Annotated in this window: 18 protein-coding genes; 9 read left to right on the forward strand and 9 right to left on the reverse strand. The window is 55.8% G+C overall.

Annotation, left to right across the window (positions count from 1 at the left end; all coding sequences use genetic code 11):
• Positions 1-227 precede the first annotated feature (227 nt).
• The gene (gene ppx / locus ACCC84_RS17435; protein WP_004959916.1) at positions 228-1,781 is read right to left on the reverse strand and encodes an exopolyphosphatase; all 1,554 of its coding nucleotides are present in this window, start codon (positions 1,779-1,781) and stop codon (positions 228-230) included.
• A gap of 10 nt (positions 1,782-1,791) precedes the next feature.
• Positions 1,792-3,855: a polyphosphate kinase 1 gene (ppk1, locus tag ACCC84_RS17440; protein WP_102991025.1), complete on the reverse strand. Its 2,064-nt coding sequence runs from the start codon at positions 3,853-3,855 to the stop codon at positions 1,792-1,794.
• Positions 3,856-4,091: 236 nt separating this feature from the next.
• On the opposite strand from ppk1, the gene ACCC84_RS17445 reads away from it, so the two are divergent.
• Genes ACCC84_RS17445 through pstB form a run of 3 tightly spaced genes read left to right on the forward strand, consistent with a single transcriptional unit; the run spans position 4,092 to position 8,756 of the window.
• On the forward strand, positions 4,092-6,269 hold the full coding sequence (locus ACCC84_RS17445) for an ABC transporter permease subunit (RefSeq protein ID WP_004959924.1): 2,178 nt from the start codon (positions 4,092-4,094) through the stop codon (positions 6,267-6,269).
• The gene (gene pstA, locus ACCC84_RS17450) at positions 6,266-7,915 is read left to right on the forward strand and encodes a phosphate ABC transporter permease PstA (protein WP_004959927.1); all 1,650 of its coding nucleotides are present in this window, start codon (positions 6,266-6,268) and stop codon (positions 7,913-7,915) included. The genes ACCC84_RS17445 and pstA overlap by 4 nt, the downstream gene beginning before the upstream one ends.
• A gap of 28 nt (positions 7,916-7,943) precedes the next feature.
• Entirely contained in the window at positions 7,944-8,756 is an 813-nt protein-coding gene (pstB, locus tag ACCC84_RS17455) for a phosphate ABC transporter ATP-binding protein PstB (RefSeq protein ID WP_004959931.1), read from the forward strand.
• 208 nt (positions 8,757-8,964) lie between these two features.
• Here pstB and ACCC84_RS17460 read toward each other — a convergent pair whose 3' ends face one another.
• Positions 8,965-9,534: a hypothetical protein gene (locus tag ACCC84_RS17460; RefSeq protein WP_371902125.1), complete on the reverse strand. Its 570-nt coding sequence runs from the start codon at positions 9,532-9,534 to the stop codon at positions 8,965-8,967.
• A gap of 611 nt (positions 9,535-10,145) precedes the next feature.
• Here ACCC84_RS17460 and ACCC84_RS23785 point away from each other — a divergent pair.
• From ACCC84_RS23785 to ACCC84_RS23790, 3 genes are all read left to right on the forward strand, one after another.
• The gene (locus ACCC84_RS23785) at positions 10,146-11,051 is read left to right on the forward strand and encodes a fimbrial protein (protein WP_503827460.1); all 906 of its coding nucleotides are present in this window, start codon (positions 10,146-10,148) and stop codon (positions 11,049-11,051) included.
• A gap of 85 nt (positions 11,052-11,136) precedes the next feature.
• On the forward strand, positions 11,137-12,144 hold the full coding sequence (locus ACCC84_RS17475; RefSeq protein ID WP_371902126.1) for a fimbrial protein: 1,008 nt from the start codon (positions 11,137-11,139) through the stop codon (positions 12,142-12,144).
• A gap of 244 nt (positions 12,145-12,388) precedes the next feature.
• Entirely contained in the window at positions 12,389-13,252 is an 864-nt protein-coding gene (locus tag ACCC84_RS23790; RefSeq protein WP_503827461.1) for a fimbrial protein, read from the forward strand.
• A 150-nt stretch (positions 13,253-13,402) separates the two neighbouring features.
• Here ACCC84_RS23790 and speG read toward each other — a convergent pair whose 3' ends face one another.
• The 3 genes from speG to purM all read right to left on the reverse strand — a co-directional run bounded on the left by speG (position 13,403) and on the right by purM (position 15,812).
• Positions 13,403-13,954 carry a spermidine N1-acetyltransferase gene (speG, locus tag ACCC84_RS17490; RefSeq protein ID WP_198773639.1) on the reverse strand — a complete coding sequence of 184 codons (552 nt, stop codon included), beginning with the start codon at positions 13,952-13,954 and terminating at the stop codon, positions 13,403-13,405.
• A 182-nt stretch (positions 13,955-14,136) separates the two neighbouring features.
• Positions 14,137-14,775, reverse strand: coding sequence for a phosphoribosylglycinamide formyltransferase (purN, locus tag ACCC84_RS17495; protein WP_198773640.1), 639 nt, complete (start codon positions 14,773-14,775; stop codon positions 14,137-14,139).
• Positions 14,775-15,812, reverse strand: coding sequence for a phosphoribosylformylglycinamidine cyclo-ligase (purM, locus tag ACCC84_RS17500; protein WP_004959945.1), 1,038 nt, complete (start codon positions 15,810-15,812; stop codon positions 14,775-14,777). Before purM ends, purN begins: the two co-directional genes overlap by 1 nt.
• Positions 15,813-16,067: 255 nt before the next feature.
• On the opposite strand from purM, the gene upp reads away from it, so the two are divergent.
• Both upp and uraA read left to right on the forward strand, forming a co-directional pair.
• Positions 16,068-16,694: a uracil phosphoribosyltransferase gene (upp, locus tag ACCC84_RS17505; RefSeq protein WP_039991849.1), complete on the forward strand. Its 627-nt coding sequence runs from the start codon at positions 16,068-16,070 to the stop codon at positions 16,692-16,694.
• Positions 16,695-16,887: 193 nt separating this feature from the next.
• Positions 16,888-18,177: a uracil permease gene (gene uraA, locus ACCC84_RS17510; protein ID WP_004959950.1), complete on the forward strand. Its 1,290-nt coding sequence runs from the start codon at positions 16,888-16,890 to the stop codon at positions 18,175-18,177.
• Between the two features lie 66 nt (positions 18,178-18,243).
• On the opposite strand, the gene ACCC84_RS17515 is transcribed toward uraA, so the two are convergent.
• Positions 18,244-18,768, reverse strand: coding sequence for an E3 ubiquitin--protein ligase (locus ACCC84_RS17515; RefSeq protein ID WP_273870325.1), 525 nt, complete (start codon positions 18,766-18,768; stop codon positions 18,244-18,246).
• 235 nt (positions 18,769-19,003) lie between these two features.
• Here ACCC84_RS17515 and hda point away from each other — a divergent pair, with 235 nt between their 5' ends.
• A complete protein-coding gene (gene hda / locus ACCC84_RS17520; protein ID WP_039992615.1) occupies positions 19,004-19,711 on the forward strand; it encodes a DnaA inactivator Hda in 708 nt (235 codons plus the stop codon).
• Positions 19,712-19,737: 26 nt separating this feature from the next.
• On the opposite strand, the gene arsC is transcribed toward hda, so the two are convergent.
• Positions 19,738-20,091 (reverse strand): arsenate reductase (glutaredoxin), encoded by a 354-nt coding sequence (arsC, locus tag ACCC84_RS17525; RefSeq protein WP_371902128.1) that lies wholly within the window; start codon positions 20,089-20,091, stop codon positions 19,738-19,740.
• A 17-nt stretch (positions 20,092-20,108) separates the two neighbouring features.
• Entirely contained in the window at positions 20,109-21,578 is a 1,470-nt protein-coding gene (gene bepA / locus ACCC84_RS17530; RefSeq protein ID WP_004959964.1) for a beta-barrel assembly-enhancing protease, read from the reverse strand.
• Positions 21,579-21,766 lie beyond the last annotated feature (188 nt).

Below are 21,766 nucleotides of genomic sequence, written 5' to 3' on the forward strand. Positions count from 1 at the left end.
GAATGGTTTAACCGTCGTTTAGCGTTATTTTATGCGACACATGGCCACGGCCGGTTTTCATTGCCGCTATCATGCACAGGGTGAGGTGCCAAGCGCGGTCGGCGGTGAGCAGGGATAGGTGAGGGAGTGGTAGCCGATGCCGACAGACGAAACGGGGGCGAGCGCTATGCACCACGCAATGTTACCCGGCTTGCCCTCGGGGTATGTGAAGGCAAGCCGGTAAAGCGTTATGCCGAACGTTGTTCGTCGTTCTGCGCGTCTTCTTCTTCTATCATCAGCTTCCAGCCAACCACGTCGTTCCAGTAGGCCTGTTCGCGTTCAAAATCCAGTTGTACCAGATTGTTCTGCGCCAGATAGCCAGTCGGGAAGCGCAGCGTCCAGTGATTGTCGTCGGTGATCAAACGCAGCGTTTCCGGCGTGGTGGTGGACTGCCGCTGGTTGTTGAGCAGCGTGCTCAAGCGCAGCAGCTGAATCAATGGCAGATAATGTTTCTTTTTGAACAGATTCAGGCGTGGCAGGTCATCCAGCTTGATCGCCTTGCGGTGGAAGCGCACCAGCGCCGCCAGCAATAATTGCTGTTCCTGATTAAAACCCGGCAGGTTGGAGTTTTGTAAAATATACGCCGAGTGGCGATGCATGCCGCTGTGGTTAATGCTCAGCCCGACTTCGTGCAGCATTGCCGCCCACTTCAGCAGGGCTTCCAGCTGCGGATGCACCAGCTTGCTGTTTTGCGCCATCCACTGTGCGTACAGCAGCTCGGTGGTTTCCAGCACCCGTTTGGCCTGTTCACGATCGATATTATAGTGATCGGCCAGGCTCTTGGCGGTGCGGCTGCGGATGTCCTGATGGCGGAAACGGCCTTCCATCTCATACAGCACGCCTTCACGCAGCGCGCCGTCAGACAGGCGCAGATCGCGGATCGCCAGCGCGTCGAACACCCCGCACAGAATAGCCAGACCCGGTACAAACACCGATTGACGATCCTCCGACAGCCCCGGCAGGCTGAGTGCGCTGAAATTTTTGAACTGCAGCACCTGCTCGACCATCATTTCCAGCCGTTCAGGGGTGATCAGGCCGTCTTTCTCGCCCATTTCTACCAGCACTTCATGCGCGGCCTTGATGGTGCCCGATGCGCCCAGTGCGTACTGCCAGCCCTGAATGCGATACTGCCAGGCCAGGGTTTCCAGCTTTTGCGCGGCGGCCAGGCGCGCACGCTTGAAGTTGGTTTTGCTGATTTCACCACCCGGGAAAAACATCTGGGCGAAGCTGACGCAGCCCATGCGGCGGCTTTCCGCCAGCAGCGGTTCGAAATCTTCGCCGATCACCAGTTCGGTTGAACCGCCGCCGATGTCGACCACCAGCTTGCGTCCTTTTTCCGGTTGGGTATGCTCGACGCCCATAAAGATCAGGCGCGCTTCCTCCTGCCCGGAGATGATTTCAATCGGGTAGGGGATGACCTTCGCCGCGCGTTTGAGAAACGCTTCGGCGTTGACCGCCTGACGCAGGGTATGGGTACCGACGATGGTGACGTTATCCGCCGGAAAGCCTTGCAGCCGCTCGGCAAATAATGCCAGGCAAGCCAGACCACGTTCTATAGCCTCTTCACTGAGTACATTGTTGGCATCCAATCCATCGGCGAGGTGAACCCGTTGTTTCAAACGGCCTAACACCTGCAAGGCGCCGTTGACAACGCGGGCGATCACCATGTGGAAACTGTTCGAGCCAAGATCGATGGCAGCAATTTCCTGCGGTTTATGAGTTGTGGTGCTGTTTAGCGGCATAGTTACTGGCCTAGTGTCCTGGTTGTTCCAGAGCGTTTAAATACTCGTAAATGGCAATCTGTGCGCGCACCTTGCGGCGGTTGCCGCGCGGCACATACTGATTGCTCAGTTCTTTATCAATATAACGGGCTTTGACCGTGTCGCTGAACAGGATCTCCAAAATATCCAGCACCCGCTGTTTGAGCGCCGGATCCAGCAGAGAAACCGCCACTTCGATACGGTAATCGATGTTGCGGGTCATCCAGTCGGCAGACGACAGATAGACTTTTTTGTCACCCTTGTTTTCGAAAACGTAGACGCGATCGTGTTCCAGATAGCGGTCGACGATACTGATCACCTGAATATTGTCACTGATTCCCGGCAGGTTGGGAATCAGAGAACACATTCCACGCACCAGCAGGCGGATTTTCACGCCGGCGCCAGAGGCGGTATATAACCGATCCACCAGCCCTTTATCCACCAGATTATTTATTTTCAGCATAATGCCGGCCGGCTCACCGGCCTGCGCATTGGCGATTTCGTTGTCGATCAGTTGGTACAGCATGCGGCGCGAGTTTTGCGGCGACACCATCAGATTGTCGAAGCTGACCGGACGGTACGGATTTTCAATAAAGTTGAATACTCGCCGCACTTCGTTGGTGATGCGCGCATCTGCGGTCAACAGCGAATAGTCGGTATAAATGCGCGCGGTTTTCTCGTTGAAGTTACCGGTGCCGATGTGCGCATAGCGCACGATGGCATCGCCCTCGCGGCGGGAAATCAGGAACAGCTTGGCGTGGATCTTCAGGCCTGGCGCCGAGAAAATAACGTGAACTCCGGCTTCGGTCAGGCGTTTTGCCCAATGAATATTGGCTTCTTCGTCGAAGCGTGCCTGCAATTCCACCACCACCGTGACTTTCTTGCCGTTGTGCGCGGCATGGATCATCGATTCGATGATGCGCGAGTCTTTCGCCACACGGTAAATATTGATTTTTATCGCCAGTACGCTGGGGTCGAACGAAGCCTGACGCAGCAGTTCCAGCACGTGCTCGAACGTGTGGTAAGGGTAGTACAGCAATACGTCCTTTTCCCGAATGGCATCAAAGCCGTTGCGGAAGTTGTCAAACCAGATATGGCGCAGCCGCGGCAGCGGTCGATTGACCAGATTGGCTTTGCCGACGTTAGGAAAGCTGATGAAATCCTTGAAGTTATGGTAACGTCCGCCGGCGATCACCGAGTCGTAGTTGGAAATGCCGAGCTTGCCGCGCAGCAGTTCGACCATTTCGTTTGGCATATCGCGTTGATAGACAAAACGCACCGGTTCGGCGGTCAGACGCTGCTTCAGGCTGGAGGACATCAGTTCCAGCAGGCTGGATTCCATTTCGGTTACCAGATCGTATTCGGCGTCGCGCGTCATCTTCATCGAATAGGCGTTCAACGCGTCGTAATCGAAAAAGCCCTTGAAGATATCATCCAGGCAGTAGCGCAGAATGTTATCCAGCAGGATCATTGGCTTGCGGCGGCGCGGCGCTTCCGGCGGCAGGTTGACAAAGCGCGGAACCTTATCGGACGGGATTTCCAGCAGCGCGTAGTCGATGCGCGTCCCGCGGATGATTTCGACCGCCAGATAGGTGTAGTCATCCTTCAGAAACTGCACCAGATTGGTGTCATGGTTAATCAGAATCGGCGTAATGTGCTGGCGCAGGTGTTGTTTGAAATACTGCCGCAGCCAGATTTGCTGATTTTCCGAAACCTGTCGCTCGTTAATCAGGAAGATCTGATTACGTGCCATCTCCAACAGCAGATCGTTGTACAGGCTGTCGAACTCCTGATCGGTTTTCAGCACCTTTGCCTGGATTTTTTTCAGCAGATGGCGTGATGCGCCGGCGGAGCCCTGTTCTTCGCTGATCAGGATACGCCGCTTCAAGTCGGCAAAGCGGACTTTATAAAACTCGTCAAGGTTATTGGAGTAAATGCCAAGAAACCGCATGCGCTCAATCAGGGGATTGCTCTTATCTGCGGCTTCCTGCAATACGCGCTCATTAAAGGATAACCAGCTTAGTTCTTTTTCGATGTAGAGCTTTTCCTGACCCATTATTACTCCGCTTTAACATGGGGAAAATTGAATGGCATCCTCTAGGGTTCTGGGCATGAGTTGTGCCGGATGCCGCTCTAATGTCCTACAACATTATTGCGAGAGATTGACAATAAAGTCCATTAGATTACCGACTTGCCTTACGGTAACTTTGTCATGCAAACGTCACCAATCTGACATAAGATGCCCGGTTATCTTACGGCGCAAGCCCAGCCAGCAAAACGACAGCGAGACACATGGTACAGACTACGGCAAATCAACATCCTCGGGATCGTCTGCGGGCGCGTGTCGATCGCGGCGTACAGGCAGCGGTTACCGTCAGCGGGTTGCTGGTGCTGATGACGTTGATGCTGATCTTCGTTTATCTGCTGTATGCAGTATTGCCGCTGTTCAAGCCGGCGTCGATCGAGGCGGCACCGCCGATGGCGATCGAGCGTTCCGCTCCGACGCTGGCACTGGGCATGGATGTGCAGCAGCGCGTCGGTTATCGCATCGATACGCAGGGCGCAGGGCAATTCTATGCGTTGACCTCGGCAGACAACCGTCCTGCCGGCACGTCGATTGCGCAGCAACGGTTGCTGAAGGCGCCCGCGCTGTTGGCGCAGGCGGTTGGTGCCCGGGATACTTTTGCGCTGGCGGGGGCCGATGGCCGTTTTATCATTACGCAGGCCGAATTTGCCGCGACGCAGCAAGCGCTGCCGCGCTGGGCGTTGCCGCTGGGGGCGCGGCCGCAGGTGCTGGATCGTCGCGGTCGCGCGCTGACGCTGTTGGCATTGACCCCGGTGCGTCCTGCCGGCCAGTTTCTGCTGGCGGCGGTCACTGACGATCGTCGGCTGCTATTGGGCCGCTTTGGCCCCGAACAGGCCGCCAGGGTGAGTGAATTGCCGCTTGATGCCGCAGCGCAGCAACTGATCATCACCCCAGACGGCCGCCAGCTGTATCTGTTGAGCGGCGATCGGCTGGCGCGCTACCAGATCGAGGGCGATCGGCTGCAACTGAGCGAAACCCGCAGGCTTGGTGGGCAAGGGCCTTACCGCATCAGCGCCTTGCCTGGCGGCAGCGCGCTGATCGTTCACGCCGCCGATGGCCAACTGCGTGAATGGTTCGACGTGGAAAAAAACCAACGCTGGCAACTGACGCCGGTACAGCGCTTCCAGCCACACGCGGTGCCGCACAGTCTGCTGCTCAGTGAGCCCTATCGCCGGGTGTTTGCCACCCTGCAACCTGACGGCGCCTTTGCGCTGTTTTCCACTTTGCAAGCGTCGCCGCTGTTGAGCGCGCAACTGCCGGCTGGCGTGCAACATGCCGCGTTTGCACCGCGCGGCGACGGGCTGCTGCTGGAAACCGCGCAGGGCTGGCAGCGCTACGCACTGGACAATGCCTATCCCGACGTGACCTGGCGCTCGCTGTGGCAACGCATGTGGTATGAAAACTATCCGCAGCCGGCGTTTGTCTGGCAATCCACCTCCGGTGAAGACAGCTATCAGGCCAAATTCAGCCTGATACCGGTGATTTTCGGCACCTTCAAGGCCGCGGCTTACGCCATGCTGTTTGCGGTGCCGCTGGCGTTGGCTGGCGCTGTTTATACCGCCTATTTTATGTCGGCAGCGCTGCGCAGGGTGATAAAACCGGCAATTGAGGTAATGGGGGCATTGCCAACGGTGGTGATTGGGCTGGTGGCCGGTATCTGGCTGGCGCCGGTAATAGAACAGCATTTGCTGGCGGTGCTGGCATTGCCGTTGCTGTTGGCGGCGGCGGTATTGCTGTGCGGCGCGGCGTGGCACCGCTGGGGGGCACGCCGACTGGCGCCGGGCATCGATTTGCTGCTGTTGCTGCCGGTGGTGGCGCTGACGGTGTGGGTCGCCTTTGCCGTGGGGCCATGGCTGGAACTCAGCCTGTTTGACGCGCCGCTGCACGTCTGGCTGGGGGATGACTTCGATCAGCGTAACGCGCTGGTGGTGGGGGTGGCGATGGGGTTCGCGCTGGTGCCGATTATCTTCTCGCTGGCGGAAGATGCACTGTTCAGCGTGCCGGCCACCCTCAGCCAGGGATCGCTGGCGCTGGGCGCTACCCAGTGGCAGACGGTGGCGCGCGTGGTGCTGCCGTCCGCCAGCGCCGGCATCTTTTCGGCGTTGATGATCGGCTTTGGCCGCGCGGTGGGGGAAACCATGATCGTGCTGATGGCCACCGGCAATACGCCGATCGTTGACGGCAGCCTGTTCCAGGGATTGCGCGCGCTGGCGGCCAATATCGCGATAGAAATGCCGGAGGCGGTGTCCGGCAGCAGCCATTACCGGGTGCTGTTCCTCACCGCGTTGGTATTGTTTATTTTCACTTTTATTTTCAACACGCTGGCTGAAGCCATTCGCCTGCGACTGCGTGAGCGCTATACCCTGAATCAGGAGGCGCCATGAAAAACTGGCTGAAATCCGGCTCGCCGTGGGTCTGGCTCACTGCCGCCTCGGTCACCGTCAGCCTGCTGGCGCTGATCGGCATTTTGTTATTGCTGGCCGGGCAGGGGATGCGCTATTTCTGGCCCAGTCCGGTGTACCAGTTCGAGCTTGAGCAGCCGGCGGCCGGGCCGGTGACGGTGATTGGCGAACTGTATCAGCAGCAAACCATTTCTCGTCGTCAACTGCTGGAGTCCGGCGTGACGCCGCCGGGCGATGCACAACGCTACACCCGTTATCTGATCAAGGTCGGTAATCGGGAAAGCGAAGGGCAGGATTTCCGCACCCTGCTGGCCAGCGACGTGCGCCGTCAAACCGCGCCGCGTGATCTGCTGGTGCTCGAACGCAACAGCAGCGGTACGGCGTACGGTTATCTGGCCGGGCTGCTGGAAGACGGGCAGCCGCTCACCGGCCGCGATCTCGCTCAGGCGTTGCAGCAGCGTTTGCCGCAGATAGCGGCGCTGTCGCGCCAGGCGCACGATATCCAGTTCCGCGCGATGGCGCGCATCAATGAGCAGTTCGCCGCGCTGAGCCTGCGCGAAAAACGCCTGCTGCGTGACGATCGGCTCGATGCGCGCGCTCAGGCGTCGATCAAAGCCGAACGGTTGGAATTGCAGCGGCAATACCGCCTGTTGGCAGAAAAACTGTCGGGGCTGAATCGCGATCGGCAGCGTGACGCGTTGCTGTTGCGTGACATGCATGGGCAACTGCATACCATCGCGCTGAGTCAGGTACGCGATGCCTGGTATCCCAACGCGATGAGCGTCGGCCAAAAAGTGACGCACTGGGGCGATCAGGTCAGAAAATTCCTGATGGACAGTCCGCGCGAGGCTAACACCGAAGGGGGCGTGTTCCCGGCGATTGTCGGTACCGTGCTGATGGTGATTTTGATGTCGATGGTGGTGATGCCGTTCGGGGTGATTGCTGCGGTCTATTTGCATGAGTACGCCGGTAATAACCTGCTGACACGGCTGATACGCATCGCGGTGGTCAATCTGGCCGGCGTGCCGTCGATCGTGTATGGCGTGTTCGGACTGGGCTTCTTTGTCTATCTGATCGGCGGAACCCTCGACCAGCTGTTTTACCCCGAGTCGCTGCCCAACCCGACCTTCGGTACGCCGGGCGTGCTGTGGGCCGCATTGACGCTGGCGCTGCTGACGCTGCCGGTGGTGATCGTGGCGACCGAGGAAGGGCTGTCGCGCATTCCTGCGACCTTGCGCCAGGGATCGTTGGCGCTGGGTGCCAGCCGAGCGGAAACCTTATGGCACATTGTATTGCCGATGGCGGCGCCGGCGATGATGACTGGCCTGATTCTGGCGGTGGCGCGCGCGGCGGGTGAAACTGCGCCGCTGATGCTGGTCGGGGTGGTGAAGTCGGTGCCGGTGCTGCCGGTAGACGATATTTTCCCCTATCTGCATCTGGAGCGTAAATTCATGCATCTGGGCTTTCAGATTTACGATATGGCATTCCAGAGCCCCAGCGTTGAGGCCGCACGACCGCTGGTCTTCGCCACCGCATTCCTGTTGGTGGTGATTGTTATAGGGCTGAATCTGGCGGCAATGGGCATTCGTCATTCGCTGCGAGAGCGTTATCGGGCATGGAGTCAGTAACTGCAATGAACTATTTGGGAAGTGTGCAATGGGTTTAAAGACGCCAGGCAGTTTGCCCCGGCTGGATGTCCAGCATCTCGAACCACAGCAGACCGCGCTGTCGGTCAGCGATCTCAACCTGTTCTATGGCGACAAGCAGGTGCTGCATGATATTTCGCTGCGTATTCCACGCCACCGGGTAACCGCGCTGATCGGCCCGTCCGGCTGCGGCAAATCCACGCTGTTGCGCTGTTTTAATCGTATGAACGATCTGGTGGATAACTGCCGTATCGACGGAGAATTGCAGTTGAACGGCGAAACGCTGTCCGGGCCGCATATCGACGTCGCGGCGCTGCGGCGGCGGGTGGGCATGGTGTTCCAGCGGCCCAATCCGTTCCCCAAATCAATTTATGAAAACGTGGTGTATGGCCTGCGTTTGCAGGGCATTGGCGAACGACGCATTCTGGATGAGGCGGTGGAACGCTCGCTGCGCGCCGCCGCGCTGTGGCATGAGGTCAAAGACCGGCTGCGTGAGAATGCGTTTCGACTGTCTAGCGGGCAGCAGCAGCGTTTGGTGATTGCGCGCGCGATAGCCATCGAACCGGAGGTATTGCTGCTGGATGAGCCGACTTCGGCATTGGATCCGATTTCAACGCTGACCATCGAAGAGCTGATTTCTACCCTGAAGCAGCGTTATACGGTAGTGCTGGTGACGCATAATATGCAGCAGGCGGCGCGGGTTTCCGATTACACCGCCTTTATTCATCAGGGCAGGCTGGTGGAATATAACGATACCGACGCCATATTCACCGCGCCGCGCCAGCGTCGCACCGAAGATTATATTACTGGGCGCTATGGTTAATCCGTCATACTCCCCGCGATAAGCGTATCGGCCACCACCATTGGCCAGATGCGAGGCGTTCGGCGATGGCAACCGGCTTAAGCCAGGAAGAGGGCGTACGGCATTGTGCTGCGCCTCGCACGGATCGGCGAGTGGTCAGGGGCAGGCTATTTTCATCGCTGTGGCCGGTGGGGAGAGCGTCGGGTGATCGCCGCAGCCGTTGCAGGGGTTAATCTTTTGGCGTGCTTATCGCTAGCGCAGGGGGCGCAATGCCCGGCGTATTCTGCTGCAGAAACTCGCTGAGCTGTTCATCGCTCAGCCGTTCGAGCAGCAACGCGGCCTGCTTGTGCCGCCGAGCAAGGTTGAGCAAGCGCAGATTATCCTCGTCGGTCAGTGCCAATAACGTCTTGATGCCTTCGCGGATCAGTGTATTCCTCAGTAACTCGATCTCTTTGCTGCTGAGCACGGCCATCATGTCGCAGATAAAACGGATATTGTCGCTATATGGCTGCGCAGGCGTTGCGTTATTGGTTTCTTTATTACACACGTTATTACGCTCGATCGCCCCAAAAAGAATCCATTTTGCGTCTACCCGTTCGGCGTCGGCAATCTGTTTGACAATCCTGGGACGCGGGTGCGATTTTCTGGCGGTCAAATAGTTATTAAGCGTGGCGTATTTGATTCCCCAATCCTCTGCGGCCTGCCTTCTTGAGCGGGTCCCGATCAGCTGTAACAGTCGCTGCTGCAGGGTTTGCCCGCCGTCAGGGTGAAAACAAGGGTCATCCACCAGGCTATTCATTATTTACCATTCCTTTAATATTTGGGTTTTTATGGTTTGGTTTAATTTCCTGAACCATTGAGTCCAAGATGGAATTAATTTATTGACATAATTTCTTTTGGACTCTATTCTCTAATCTGCCGATAAAACATGCGTGGATTAGTTTTATTGCGAACTTTTTAGGGTAATCGAATGATGAACTGAAATAAAGCGCCCTGTATTATCCCGCAGCGCGGTATCGTCACGTCATCTGTTAAAACCAGCCTGGTTGTTGGTCGTGGTATTAATCAATTGCTATAAAATTGGCGTTATCTTCTTATGTGTGAACACCTAAGTTGCGCTTATCGATGATGCTGTCTACGGTGAATTAGTGTGCTATTTAATGATTAGGGCGAAAGTGAATACGTTGCTGTTTTTTTTGAGGATTAAATGGCGGTAATCAGCAGAGGGCAGATACGGCTGATGGCAACTGGCGCTATCAGCATCAAAGGAATAATGTGTTCGCTCTCCACAAGAAATTAATTAACTGAATAATTACTAATTAATGTATTCACGTAACAAATGGAATGGATGCGAAGGAAATGAAAAGAATAGGATTTTACGGTATTGCACTAGCGCTAGGGGCAGCCACAATGTTATTAAGTGGGCAAGTGTATGCAGCGAATTGTTATTTACTTCAGTCTACAGTGACCGACAGCGTGAGTTCATTAGCCATAAAGGTACAGCGAGATGCGCCGGTCGGCACTATCCTCAGTGAGCAGAATGTGGGGCCTTGGACATGGGGGGGGGCTTATTGCAATGGAGCTGCACAAATATACCTTGCTATGAGCTATGCCGGAGGAATAACTGAAGGTAATAATATCTATCGCACTAACCTCCCTGGTGTGGGCGTCAGATTATCTTGGGGTAAAGTCCCTTTTACTAATCCTGCTAATCTAGGGGAGGGAATTTCAGGAGGATATCTTACCTCTAATATACACACTCTTCAGATTATAAAAACAGGACCTGTTACTTCTGGAACGCTTAACCCGGGGATGATTGGAAGATATTATGTAGTATCAAAACTAGATAATTCTTCCGCGGATGTTACGGTTATCAATATGGGTAGCGGTAACACCGTAACCCAACTGGCCTGCTCGTTGAACGCCTCCAATATTCAGGTGCCGCTGGGAGATGTGTTGGCAACCGAATTTACCGGCGTGGGGACGACGCTAAAACCCAAGGCGTTTAACGTCGGGCTGAACTGTGATGCCAATGCAAAAATCAACGTCTCGCTGGGTGGTACGCAAAATTCAGAGAGCAGCGATAGCAGTATCTTGCAGCTCACCAACGCCGGCAGCGCCGGGGTGGCCAAAGGAGTTGGCGTACAGCTGTTGTACAACAACACGCCGCTAAAACTCAACCAGCTACTGGCGTTGAAAACCTCGGCCGGTGGTCAGGAAACCTTCCCGTTTACCGCCCATTATTATCAGACCGCAGCAAATATCACCGCCGGCTCGGCCAATGCCACCGCTACGCTGAATATTTCTTATCAGTGATGGATATGTTGATAACCCATATTTAAAAGAGTATCAGCGAGTGTCTTATATACCCTTGGTGGCGATTGAGAGTTGATAACGTGGTATGTCTCGCTATCATGCGGGTAATTATATTATTAATCGAATGGATGCGAATAAAATGAAAAAACGATTCTTATATGGGGTTTCGCCAGCGCTGGGCATTATCGCCATGCTGGCTAGCAGCCAACTGTATGCCGACTGTATCCTCCGAGGGGAAACGGTAACAGGCACGGTGAGTGCTCTGGCGATGACGGTACAACGCGATGCGCCGGTGGGTAGCGTGCTGGGTGAGCAGGCACTCAATACCCTTGCTTATAAAGTGGCTTATTGCGCCGAACCTGCCAATATTTATAGATTAATCACTTATGCTGGCGGGGTTCCTGAGGGCAATAATGTCTATCGGACCAATCTGGCTGGCGTTGGTGTTAGAGTACTAAGTGGATCAATCTCTTTCAGCAATCCTCCTCATAAGGTCTTTATAACCGGTCCTGGTCTTTACACTTCACCAGATGCGACCGTACAGTTTGTTAAAACCGGGCCAATAACTGCCGGCACTATTACCCCCGGGCCACTGGCCAAATATTATGTCGTATCAACTACGGATAACTCATCGGTAGATATTACACTTATCAATATGGGTAGCGGTAACACCGTAACCCAACTGGCCTGCTCGTTGAACGCCTCCAATATTCAGGTGCCGCTGGGAGATGTGTTGGCAACCGAATTTACCGGCGTGGGGAAGACGCTAAAACCCAAGGTGTTTAACGTTGGCTTAGCCTGTGATGCCAATGCAAAAATCAACGTCTCGCTGGGTGGTACGCAAAATTCAGAGAGCAGCGATAGCAGTATCTTGCAGCTCACCAATGCCGGCAGCGCCGGGGTGGCCAAAGGGGTTGGCGTACAGCTGTTGTACAACAACACGCCGTTAAAACTCAACCAGCTACTGGCGTTGAAAACCTCGGCCGGTGGTCAGGAAACCTTCCCATTTACCGCCCATTATTATCAGACCGCCGAAAATATCACCGCCGGCTCGGCCAATGCCACCGCCACGCTGAATATTTCTTATCAGTGATGGAGATGTTGATAACCCATATTTAAAAGAGTATCGGAGAGTGTCTTATAATCCCTTGGTGGCGATTGAGGGTTGATGACGTGGTATGTCTCGCTATCATGCGGGTAATTATATTATTAATCGAATGGATGCGAATAAAATGAAAAAACGATTCTTATATGGGGGGGCGCCAGCGCTTGGGGCTGCTGTAATGCTAGTGAGCGGGTCGGTGTATGCAAAGTGCTTTGTAAATAGCATTACAAAAATGGGCACCGTGAGCGGATTGAGCATAAAGGTACAGCGAGACGTGCCGGTTGGCTCGATTATTGGTGAGCAAGTGGTGGGAGCGCTAGAAGGTTATCCAGTCAATTGTGTAGGACCTTCAAAAACATATGCTGCCATGACCTATGGTGATGGTATAACTGAAGGAAATAATGTTTACCGTACCAATTTGTCTGGTGTGGGTGTTAGAGTTACTTATAAACCGAGATCGTACTTTTATACGGCCCCTCCGGCTAAAATATGGAGCTTTAGTGGGGAAAGTATCTATAGTGTGAATTCAGGTGATCTTACCGTACAGTTTGTCAAAACTGGCCCCATTGCTTCTGGCTCGCTTCTCCCCGGCTCTCTGACAAGGTATTACGCAGTATCCGACGTAGACAACTCTTCTGCGGATATTACAACCCTCACTATGGGCGCTGGCAACACCGTAACCCAACTGGCCTGCTCGCTGAATGCTACCAATATTCAGGTGCCGCTGGGAGATGTGTTGGCAACCGAATTTACCGGTGTGGGGACGACGCTAAAGCCCAAGGCGTTTAACGTCGGCTTAGCCTGTGATGCCAGCGCAAAAATCAACGTCTCGCTGGGGGGGGCGCAAAGTGTCGAGAGCAGCGATAGCAGTATCTTGCAGCTCACTAACGCCGGCAGCGCCGGGGTGGCCAAAGGGGTTGGCGTACAGCTGTTGTACAATAATACGCCGCTAAAACTCAACCAGGTGATGCCGTTGAAAACCTCGGCCGGTGGTCAGGAAACCTTCCCGTTTACCGCCCATTATTATCAGACCGCCGCAAATATCACCGCCGGCTCGGCGAATACCACCGCTACGCTGAATATTTCTTATCAGTGATGGAGATATAGAGGTAAGTGGCAGAGAAAGAGCGAGCAAGAGTTTTCTGCCAAGATAATGCTAACGCTTATTTGAGGTTTGGAATTGAAGCGTCTCTTGGCAGTCATCACAGTAAATTAAAAAACCGCTATTACGGTTTTTTTAGCGCCCTCACTTCACCCGCGGCTTCTCAACCGGCGTTTTAAACTTCGCCAGATACTGCGGCTGGAAGATGCACATGCGCAGTACGGTGCGATATTCGCCATTGACGAAGAACTCGTCGATCAGCTCACCCTCGACCTCAAAGCCCAGTTTGCTGTAGATGTGGATCGCCTTCGGGTTTTCCTTGTCGACGATCAGGTACAGCTTGTACAGGTTCAGCACCGAAAAGCCATAATCCATCGCCAGTTTGGCGGCGGTGCTGGCGTAGCCTTTGCCCTGGTGCGCCGGATCGATGATGATCTGAAATTCCGCGCGGCGATGGATATGATCGATCTCCACCAGTTCTACCAGGCCGACTTTGGCCCCCTGGTGTTCAATGATAAAACGGCGCTCGCTTTGGTCGTGGATATGCTTGTCATACAGATCGGACAGTTCGACGAAGGCCTCGTAAGGCTCCTCGAACCAGTAGCGCATTACGCTGGCGTTGTTGTCCATCTGGTGGACGAACGTCAAATCATCCCGTTCCAATGGGCGCAATCGGACGCTGGCAGTGCTGGACATGTTGGTTCCTCTATGTCGGTTATCCCCGCGATAGCGCGAACCGCACGATTGTGGCTTTTACGCAACGCGAAGGATCGGGAATAAAAAGTGAAATCCTGCAAATTATAACTTGATGGGATGTATTGCGGCGAAAAAAAACGGCGCCTGCGTGGCGCCGTTGAGATGAGGTTAAGTTTGCGTGCTCAGTCCGCCGCGTGTCCCTGCTCTGGCAGGGGGTGGCCATCGAGCCAGGCTGCGCCGTCACGCATCGCCAGGCGCCCTTCGACAAACCAGTTGACCACCAGCGGATACAGGGTGTGTTCCTGCGCCTGCACGCGTTCCACCACCTCATCTTCCTCGTCGCCAGGGAAGATAGGCACCTTGGCCTGCAGAATTACCGGCCCGCCGTCGAGCTGCTCGGTAACGAAATGTACCGAGGTGCCATGTTCGCTATCACCGTTGTCGATCGCCTGACGATGGGTATGCAGGCCAGGGTACTTCGGCAGCAGGGAAGGGTGAATGTTCAACATCCGGCCAGCGTAGTGCTGCACGAACGCGGCGCTGAGAATACGCATGTAGCCGGCCAGCACCACCAGATCCGGCTGGTATTGGTCGATGGCCTGCGCCAGCGCGGCGTCGAACGCATCGCGATCGGCAAAGGATTTGGCATCCAGCGCATGGGCGGCAATGCCTGCCGCTTCGGCGCGCTGCAAGCCATAGGCCTGAGCCTTGTTGCTGAATACCGCCACGATCTCGGCGGCAACGCGGCCCTGCTGGCAGGCGTCAATCAACGCCTGGAGATTGCTCCCCTGACCGGAGATCAACACCACAATCTTTTTCATCACTGAATAACCACTTGCTGTTGGTCGGCGCTGGCGGTCAGTTTGCCAATCTTCCAGGCTTTTTCGCCAGCGGCGGTCAGCAAGGCGATAGCCGCTTCCACTTCGGCTTCCGGCAGGGCGATAAGCATGCCCACGCCGCAGTTGAAGGTGCGGTACATTTCATGACGGCTGACGTTACCGGCCTGTTGCAGCCAGTTGAATACCGCCGGCCACTGCCAGCTGGCTTCGTCGATCACCGCCTGCATGCCTTCTGGCAGCACGCGTGGAATGTTTTCCCAGAAGCCGCCGCCGGTCAGGTGAGCGATGGCATGAATATCGTGCTGTTCAATCAGTTGCAGTACTGATTTCACATAAATCTTGGTCGGTGCCAACAGATGGTCGGCCAGCGGTTGGCCGTCGAGGTCGGTGGTCGTCGGATCGGTGTTGCTAACTTCCAGGATCTTGCGCACCAGCGAATAACCATTGGAGTGCGGGCCGGAAGCGCCCAGGGCAATCAACGCATCGCCGGCCTGAACTTTACTGCCGTCGATGATTTCCGACTTTTCTACCACACCGACGCAGAATCCGGCGACGTCATAGTCTTCGCCGTGGTACATGCCGGGCATTTCAGCGGTTTCACCGCCCACCAGCGCACAACCTGACTGTTTGCAGCCTTCGGCGATGCCGGTGATCACGCTGGCGGCGGTATCCACATCCAGCTTGCCGGTGGCGTAATAATCGAGGAAGAACAGCGGCTCTGCGCCTTGCACCACCAAATCGTTCACGCACATGGCGACCAGATCGATACCGATGGTGTCGTGGCGTTTCAGATCCATCGCCAGACGCAGCTTGGTGCCCACGCCGTCAGTACCGGAGACCAGGATCGGTTCGCGGTATTTTTGTGGTAATGCACACAGGGCGCCAAAACCGCCCAGACCACCCATCACTTCCGGGCGGCGGGTCTGTTTTACTACACCTTTGATGCGGTCTACCAATGCGTTGCCAGCATCGATATCGACACCTGCGTCTTTATAGCTGAGAGAGGTTTTGTCGGTCACTGCGCGATCCCCACGACGGTTTGCGGTTTGAAAACGGTGCTTCCGGCATTGATTCCGGAATAAGGCGCGGCAATTCTAACAGCGCAGGCAAACGTTTGCGAGTGGCTTGTGAGCTTGCTCTGATTTTTCGTCTTCTATAATCATTATCAATCTTTAGTTGATCTGGATCGGGCTATTGTTAGTGGCGTGCCCGCAAAAAGGAGGTATAATCCCGCGATTTTTTTGGCCGTCAACCACCTTAATAGGAGAAAAATGATGAAGATCGTTGAGGTGAAACACCCGCTGGTAAAACACAAGCTTGGTCTGATGCGCGAACACGATATCAGCACCAAACGCTTTCGTGAGCTGGCTTCTGAAGTGGGTAGTTTGCTGACCTATGAAGCGACCGCCGATCTGGAGACTGAAAAAGTCACTATTGAAGGCTGGTGTGGGCCGGTTGAAATCGAGCAGATTAAAGGGAAAAAGATCACCGTCGTGCCTATCCTGCGCGCCGGTCTCGGCATGATGGAAGGCGTGCTGGAACACGTGCCAAGCGCACGCATCAGCGTGGTCGGCGTCTATCGCGATGAAGAAACGCTGGAGCCGGTACCGTATTTCCAGAAGCTGGTCTCCAACATTGAAGAGCGCATGGCGCTGGTGGTTGACCCGATGCTGGCAACCGGTGGTTCGATGATCGCCACCATCGACCTGCTGAAGAAGGCCGGCTGCAACAGCATCAAGGTGCTGGTGCTGGTTGCCGCGCCGGAAGGCATCAAGGCGCTGGAAAAGGCGCACCCGGACGTTGAGCTGTACACCGCCTCGATCGATCAATGCCTGAACGAGAAGGGCTACATCGTGCCTGGTCTCGGCGACGCCGGCGACAAGATATTTGGTACCAAGTAAAATTTAGCTGACAAGCCGACTGTAATGAGTCGGTTTTTTTTGCATAAAATATTTATCCCCCAATAACTGCTGTTGCATCACGGCGGCAAGCGAGGCACTGCCGATCAACTGACGCCTGTCAGTGATGCACGCGTGCGCGCAGCCAACGGCAAGACAGCGGCAGGTATGACCGGGATAGCAGAGGAAAAACCGTATGACCCGTCGCGCCATTGGCGTCAGTGAACGCCCGCCGCTGCTTCAGACCATTCCACTCAGTTTCCAGCATCTGTTCGCGATGTTCGGTGCCACCGTGCTGGTACCGATCCTGTTCAAGATCAACCCGGCCACGGTGCTGTTGTTCAACGGCATTGGCACGCTGCTGTACCTGTTTATCTGCAAGGGTAAAATCCCGGCCTATCTGGGGTCGAGCTTCGCGTTTATCTCACCGGTGTTGTTACTGTTGCCGTTGGGCTATGAGGTGGCGCTCGGCGGTTTTATCATCTGCGGCGCGTTGTTCTGCCTGGTCGCGCTGATCGTCAAACAAGCCGGTACCGGCTGGCTCGACGTGATGTTCCCGCCGGCGGCGATGGGGGCGATTGTGGCGGTAATCGGTCTGGAACTGGCGGGCGTGGCGGCCAATATGGCCGGCCTGCTGCCGGCCGATGGTGCTGCGGTTGACGGCACCGCCGTGACCATTTCACTGGTCACGCTGGCGGTAACCGTTCTTGGCTCGGTGCTGTTCCGCGGTTTTCTGGCGATTATCCCGATCCTGATTGGGGTGCTGGTGGGCTACGCGCTGTCATTCTTTATGGGCGTGGTCGATCTGACGCCGATTCGTGAAGCGCACTGGTTTGCGCTACCAACCTTTTACACCCCGCGCTTTGAGTGGTTTGCCATCTTCACCATCCTGCCCGCGGCGCTGGTGGTGATTGCCGAACACGTTGGCCACCTGGTGGTGACGGCAAATATTGTCAAAAAAGATTTGCTGCGCGATCCCGGCCTGCATCGTTCGATGTTCGCCAACGGTGTGTCGACCATGTTCTCCGGTTTTTTCGGTTCGACGCCGAACACCACCTACGGTGAAAACATTGGCGTGATGGCGATTACCAAGGTTTACAGTACCTGGGTGATCGGCGGCGCGGCGGTGCTGGCTATTCTGTTGTCCTGCGTTGGTAAACTGGCGGCTGCGATTCAGGCGGTGCCGGTGCCGGTGATGGGCGGCGTCTCGCTGTTGCTGTACGGCGTAATTGGCGCATCCGGTATTCGCGTGCTGATTGAATCCAAAGTGGATTATAACAAGGCGCAGAACCTGATTTTGACCTCGGTGATCCTGATCATCGGCGTCAGCGGGGCGAAGGTGCATATTGGCGCAGCCGAACTGAAAGGCATGGCGCTGGCGACCGTGGTCGGCATCGGTCTAAGCCTGCTGTTCAAGCTCATTAGCCTGTGGCGCAAGGAAGAAGAGGTGATTGACGTCGTGGAAGAGCGCGTCGATCAAAAATAACGTGCGGGTTATTGGCCAGTAAAAAGGGCGGCTTTGCCGCCCTTTTCGCTATTTGCCGTAGGCCGATTACGGGTTGGTTGCCGGGGCTGGCTGTGGTTCAGCCGGAGTAGTGGCGGCATCCGCCTGGTTTTGGGCGTCTTGCACTTTATTATCCATGCTTTGCTTGATTTCAGCCGTTTTGGCCTTGGCCTGCTCGGTCAGATCGTTTGCGCCGCTGATGGCGTCGTTTTTAATATTTTTAGCCTGCTCAACCAGTTGCTGGCTTTGCTGGTCCGCTTCCTGCTTGATGGCTTCGGCCTTGGCTTTGGCATCGCCGGTCAGCACATCCGCCTGTTTGGTGGCGTCGTCCTTCAGCGAGGAAGCCTGGTCTTTTAAGCGATCGGCCTGTGCGGATGCCTGTTGCTTGATCTCTTCCGCTTTGGCTTTCGCGCTGTCGGTCAACTGCTCGGCCTTCTTGTCTGCGGCGTCTTTCAGCTGTTCGGCGCTGTTTTTTGCCTTGTCCAGGTTAGCGTCTACTTTGGAGGCATCATCGCAGCCGGCGACCAGTAAGCCGATGACCGAGGCCAACAATACTTTATTCCATGATTTCATTGTTTACGTCCTTTCGGTAACCCAAATAGTGGAAATTGCAGTTTGCCTATCCATACTAGGACAGGTTGTAGCAAAAATACAAACCCGCCCGATGGAACATTGTCGGCGCCCAGCCGCCGCCAAACGGCGATCGTGCGCTGATGCCGCTCACTATTGCGGCATAAAATCCTGCCGGTTCAACAGTCGCCGTTTTCTGTGTTAGACTGATGCCGTTTTCCTGCCAGTTTTGGTTGAGGTGCTTCTGAATACGCCGGCACAGCTTTCACTGCCACTTTATCTTCCCGACGATGAAACGTTCGCCAGTTTTTATCCGGGGGAGAACCCATCCCTATTAGCTGCGATCCAGTCTGCCGTTGTTCAGGAACATGGCAGTTATATCTATTTCTGGTCGCGCGAAGGTGGTGGGCGCAGCCATTTGCTGCACGCCGCCTGCGCCGAGCTGTCGCAACGCGGCGAAGCGGTCGGCTATGTGCCCTTGGATAAACGCGCCTATTTTGTGCCGGAAGTGCTGGATGGCATGGAGCAGTTGGCGCTGGTGTGCATTGATAACATTGAATGCATCGCCGGCGATGAAGCCTGGGAAATGGCCATTTTCAACCTGTACAACCGCATTCTGGAAACCGGTCGCACGCGGCTGTTCATTACCGGCGATCGCCCGCCGCGCCAGCTGAATCTGCAATTGCCGGACCTGGCGTCTCGCCTTGACTGGGGGCAGATCTACAAGCTGCAACCGCTGTCCGATACGGAAAAACTGCTGGCGCTGCAATTGCGTGCCAAACTGCGTGGTTTTGAACTGCCGGAAGACGTGGGGCGTTTTTTGCTCAAGCGGCTGGATCGTGAAATGCGCACATTGTTCATGACGCTGGATCAGCTTGACCGCGCGTCGATCACCGCACAGCGCAAGCTGACTATTCCGTTTGTGAAGGAAATTCTCGGCTTATAAGGATCCAGCTGCGCGGATCCCGGGGGTTAAAGAATCTCCAGCACTTGCTCCGGCGGGCGCCCGATACGCGCCTGATGGCCGTTCACCACGATCGGCCGCTCGATCAGTTTTGGATTGTCCACCATCGCTTGCAGCAGCTGCTGTTCGCTCAGCCCCGCATCCGCCAGCTGCAATTGCTTATATAAATCTTCTTTTTTACGCATCAGCTCGCGTGCCGAGCTGAAGCCCAGCTGGTGCAGCAACTGTTGCAACTGTGCCACCGACGGTGGGCTATCCAGATACAGTACCACCTTGGGCTGGAGGCCTTGCTGTTCCAGCAATGCCAGGGTTTCGCGGCTTTTGGAGCAGCGAGGGTTATGGTAAATCGTGACGTCTTTCATCGAGTTTCCTTGTTAAATCAACTGCGCTGATATTGGCGGAAGCGCTGCTGCAACTGGCGCAACTGATCGATGCGCGCGTCATAACGCGCCTGTTTCAGGCTACCGAGTTTTTGCAGTGAACTGGCGTTGCTGAGCAGGCTGATGGATTGATCCAGCCGCCCGGCCAGCGCCAGGCTTTCGGCGCGTGCCGACAGTTCTTCGTCACGCAGCCCTTGTGCCGCGCTGGCCTGCGCCAACAGATCCCAGCCGTTCGGATCGTCCGGGTGGGCAAAAGTATAACGGTTGAGAATTTTTGACGCCTGCGCCGGCTGGTTGCCTTCGACGTAGGCGTTGGCCAGGTTGAGCTGCAACACCGGATTATTGCTTTGCGCCGCGTTGGCGGCCTGCAGGCGTGCAATGGCCTGCGATGCCCGTTTCTGGCCGAGATCGATGTCAGTCATCAGATCGAGGAACCAGACGTTATTGCTGTCCTTGGCCAGCAGCGGCGCAATGATATTGCGTGCGTTGTCGTACTTCTTCGCTTCGTAAAACAGGATTGCACGGCCGTATTTGGCGGCGATTTGCTGGCGCACGTTACCCTTGGCATAGCTGTCCAGCAGATCTTCCCTCAGCCCGTAGCCGACGCTGCTGTACATGCCTAACGCACGAACCTTGGCCATATAGTAATCCTCGGTGGATTGCGTGATATGGCGTGGCATCTGGTTGGCGCGGTTGCGGGCATCGGACAGGCGGCTGTCAGGCAAGGGGTGGGTCAGCAGCATCTCCGGCGGCTTGGAGGCATAGCGCGCCTGGTCGGCCAGTTTTTGCAGGAAACTCGGCATCGCCTCCGGATCGAAGCCGGCGCGTTGCAGCACCTGAATACCGATGCGATCGGCCTCCTGCTCGTTGGACTGGGTGAAGCTGATCATGCCTTGCTGGGTGCCGGCCATGGTGCCACTCAGCGCGGCCATGCCCATCGTCGGGTTGGCCATCGCCAACAGGATCGAGCCAAGCGCGCCGACCCAGGTCAACGGGGCATTGCGTTGCTGGTCTTCCATCGCGCGTGCCAGGTGGCGTTGGGTGACGTGTGAAATTTCGTGCGCCAGCACCGACGCCAGCTGGCTCTCGTTGTCGGTTTCCCGGAACAGGGCCGAATGCAGCACCACGTTGCCGCCGAAGAAGGCAAAGGCGTTGATTTCGTCGTTACGCACCAGGAAGAAATGGAACGGCGTGCGCACCGAGTAGGCGCTTGCCACCAGCCGGTTGCCCAACTGATTGATGTAGGTGTTCAGCAGCGGGTCGTTGATCAGCGGCGTGCTGGCGCGCAACTGGCGCACGTAAAAATCGCCCATCGCCAATTCCTGACCGATGCTTAAGGTCCCGCCGGCGGTGGTGCCCATATCCGGCAGTTGATCCTGCGTTTCCGCACTGACAGGCGCCACCGCAGTGGAACTGAGCGTGCCGAGTAACAGAAACGCAATCGCTGTTTTGGTCAACCGGGTGGTCATAGTCAGGGGTATCCCTCGTGATGTGGTAGTAACTAGGACGCCTATCGCCGATAAGAGTTCTTCTTCCGTGCCGGACTCTCCAGTACAATCAGCCCGAAGGTGCGCTGGTTCACAAAAATGCCGTTTACGCACCGTGGGACAGACCCATCACATCATAGTCAGCCGTGAGCCACAATGAAACTTTTGCC

Source organism: Serratia odorifera (assembly GCF_041448735.1).
GTDB classification, from domain to species: Bacteria; Pseudomonadota; Gammaproteobacteria; order Enterobacterales; family Enterobacteriaceae; genus Serratia_F; species Serratia_F odorifera.

Coding starts and splice junctions, on each gene's coding strand:
- ACCC84_RS17445 (WP_004959924.1), top strand. CDS start 4,092: ATGGTACAGACTACGGCAAATCAACATCCTCGGGATCGTCTGCGGGCG.
- uraA (WP_004959950.1), top strand. CDS start 16,888: ATGACCCGTCGCGCCATTGGCGTCAGTGAACGCCCGCCGCTGCTTCAG.
- arsC (WP_371902128.1), bottom strand. CDS start 20,091: ATGAAAGACGTCACGATTTACCATAACCCTCGCTGCTCCAAAAGCCGC.
- ppk1 (WP_102991025.1), bottom strand. CDS start 3,855: ATGGGTCAGGAAAAGCTCTACATCGAAAAAGAACTAAGCTGGTTATCC.
- ACCC84_RS17515 (WP_273870325.1), bottom strand. CDS start 18,768: ATGAAATCATGGAATAAAGTATTGTTGGCCTCGGTCATCGGCTTACTG.
- ACCC84_RS17475 (WP_371902126.1), top strand. CDS start 11,137: ATGTCTCGCTATCATGCGGGTAATTATATTATTAATCGAATGGATGCG.
- speG (WP_198773639.1), bottom strand. CDS start 13,954: ATGTCCAGCACTGCCAGCGTCCGATTGCGCCCATTGGAACGGGATGAT.
- purN (WP_198773640.1), bottom strand. CDS start 14,775: ATGAAAAAGATTGTGGTGTTGATCTCCGGTCAGGGGAGCAATCTCCAG.
- pstA (WP_004959927.1), top strand. CDS start 6,266: ATGAAAAACTGGCTGAAATCCGGCTCGCCGTGGGTCTGGCTCACTGCC.
- ACCC84_RS23785 (WP_503827460.1), top strand. CDS start 10,146: ATGTTATTAAGTGGGCAAGTGTATGCAGCGAATTGTTATTTACTTCAG.
- upp (WP_039991849.1), top strand. CDS start 16,068: ATGAAGATCGTTGAGGTGAAACACCCGCTGGTAAAACACAAGCTTGGT.
- ppx (WP_004959916.1), bottom strand. CDS start 1,781: ATGCCGCTAAACAGCACCACAACTCATAAACCGCAGGAAATTGCTGCC.
- ACCC84_RS23790 (WP_503827461.1), top strand. CDS start 12,389: ATGGGCACCGTGAGCGGATTGAGCATAAAGGTACAGCGAGACGTGCCG.
- bepA (WP_004959964.1), bottom strand. CDS start 21,578: ATGACCACCCGGTTGACCAAAACAGCGATTGCGTTTCTGTTACTCGGC.
- ACCC84_RS17460 (WP_371902125.1), bottom strand. CDS start 9,534: ATGAATAGCCTGGTGGATGACCCTTGTTTTCACCCTGACGGCGGGCAA.
- pstB (WP_004959931.1), top strand. CDS start 7,944: ATGGGTTTAAAGACGCCAGGCAGTTTGCCCCGGCTGGATGTCCAGCAT.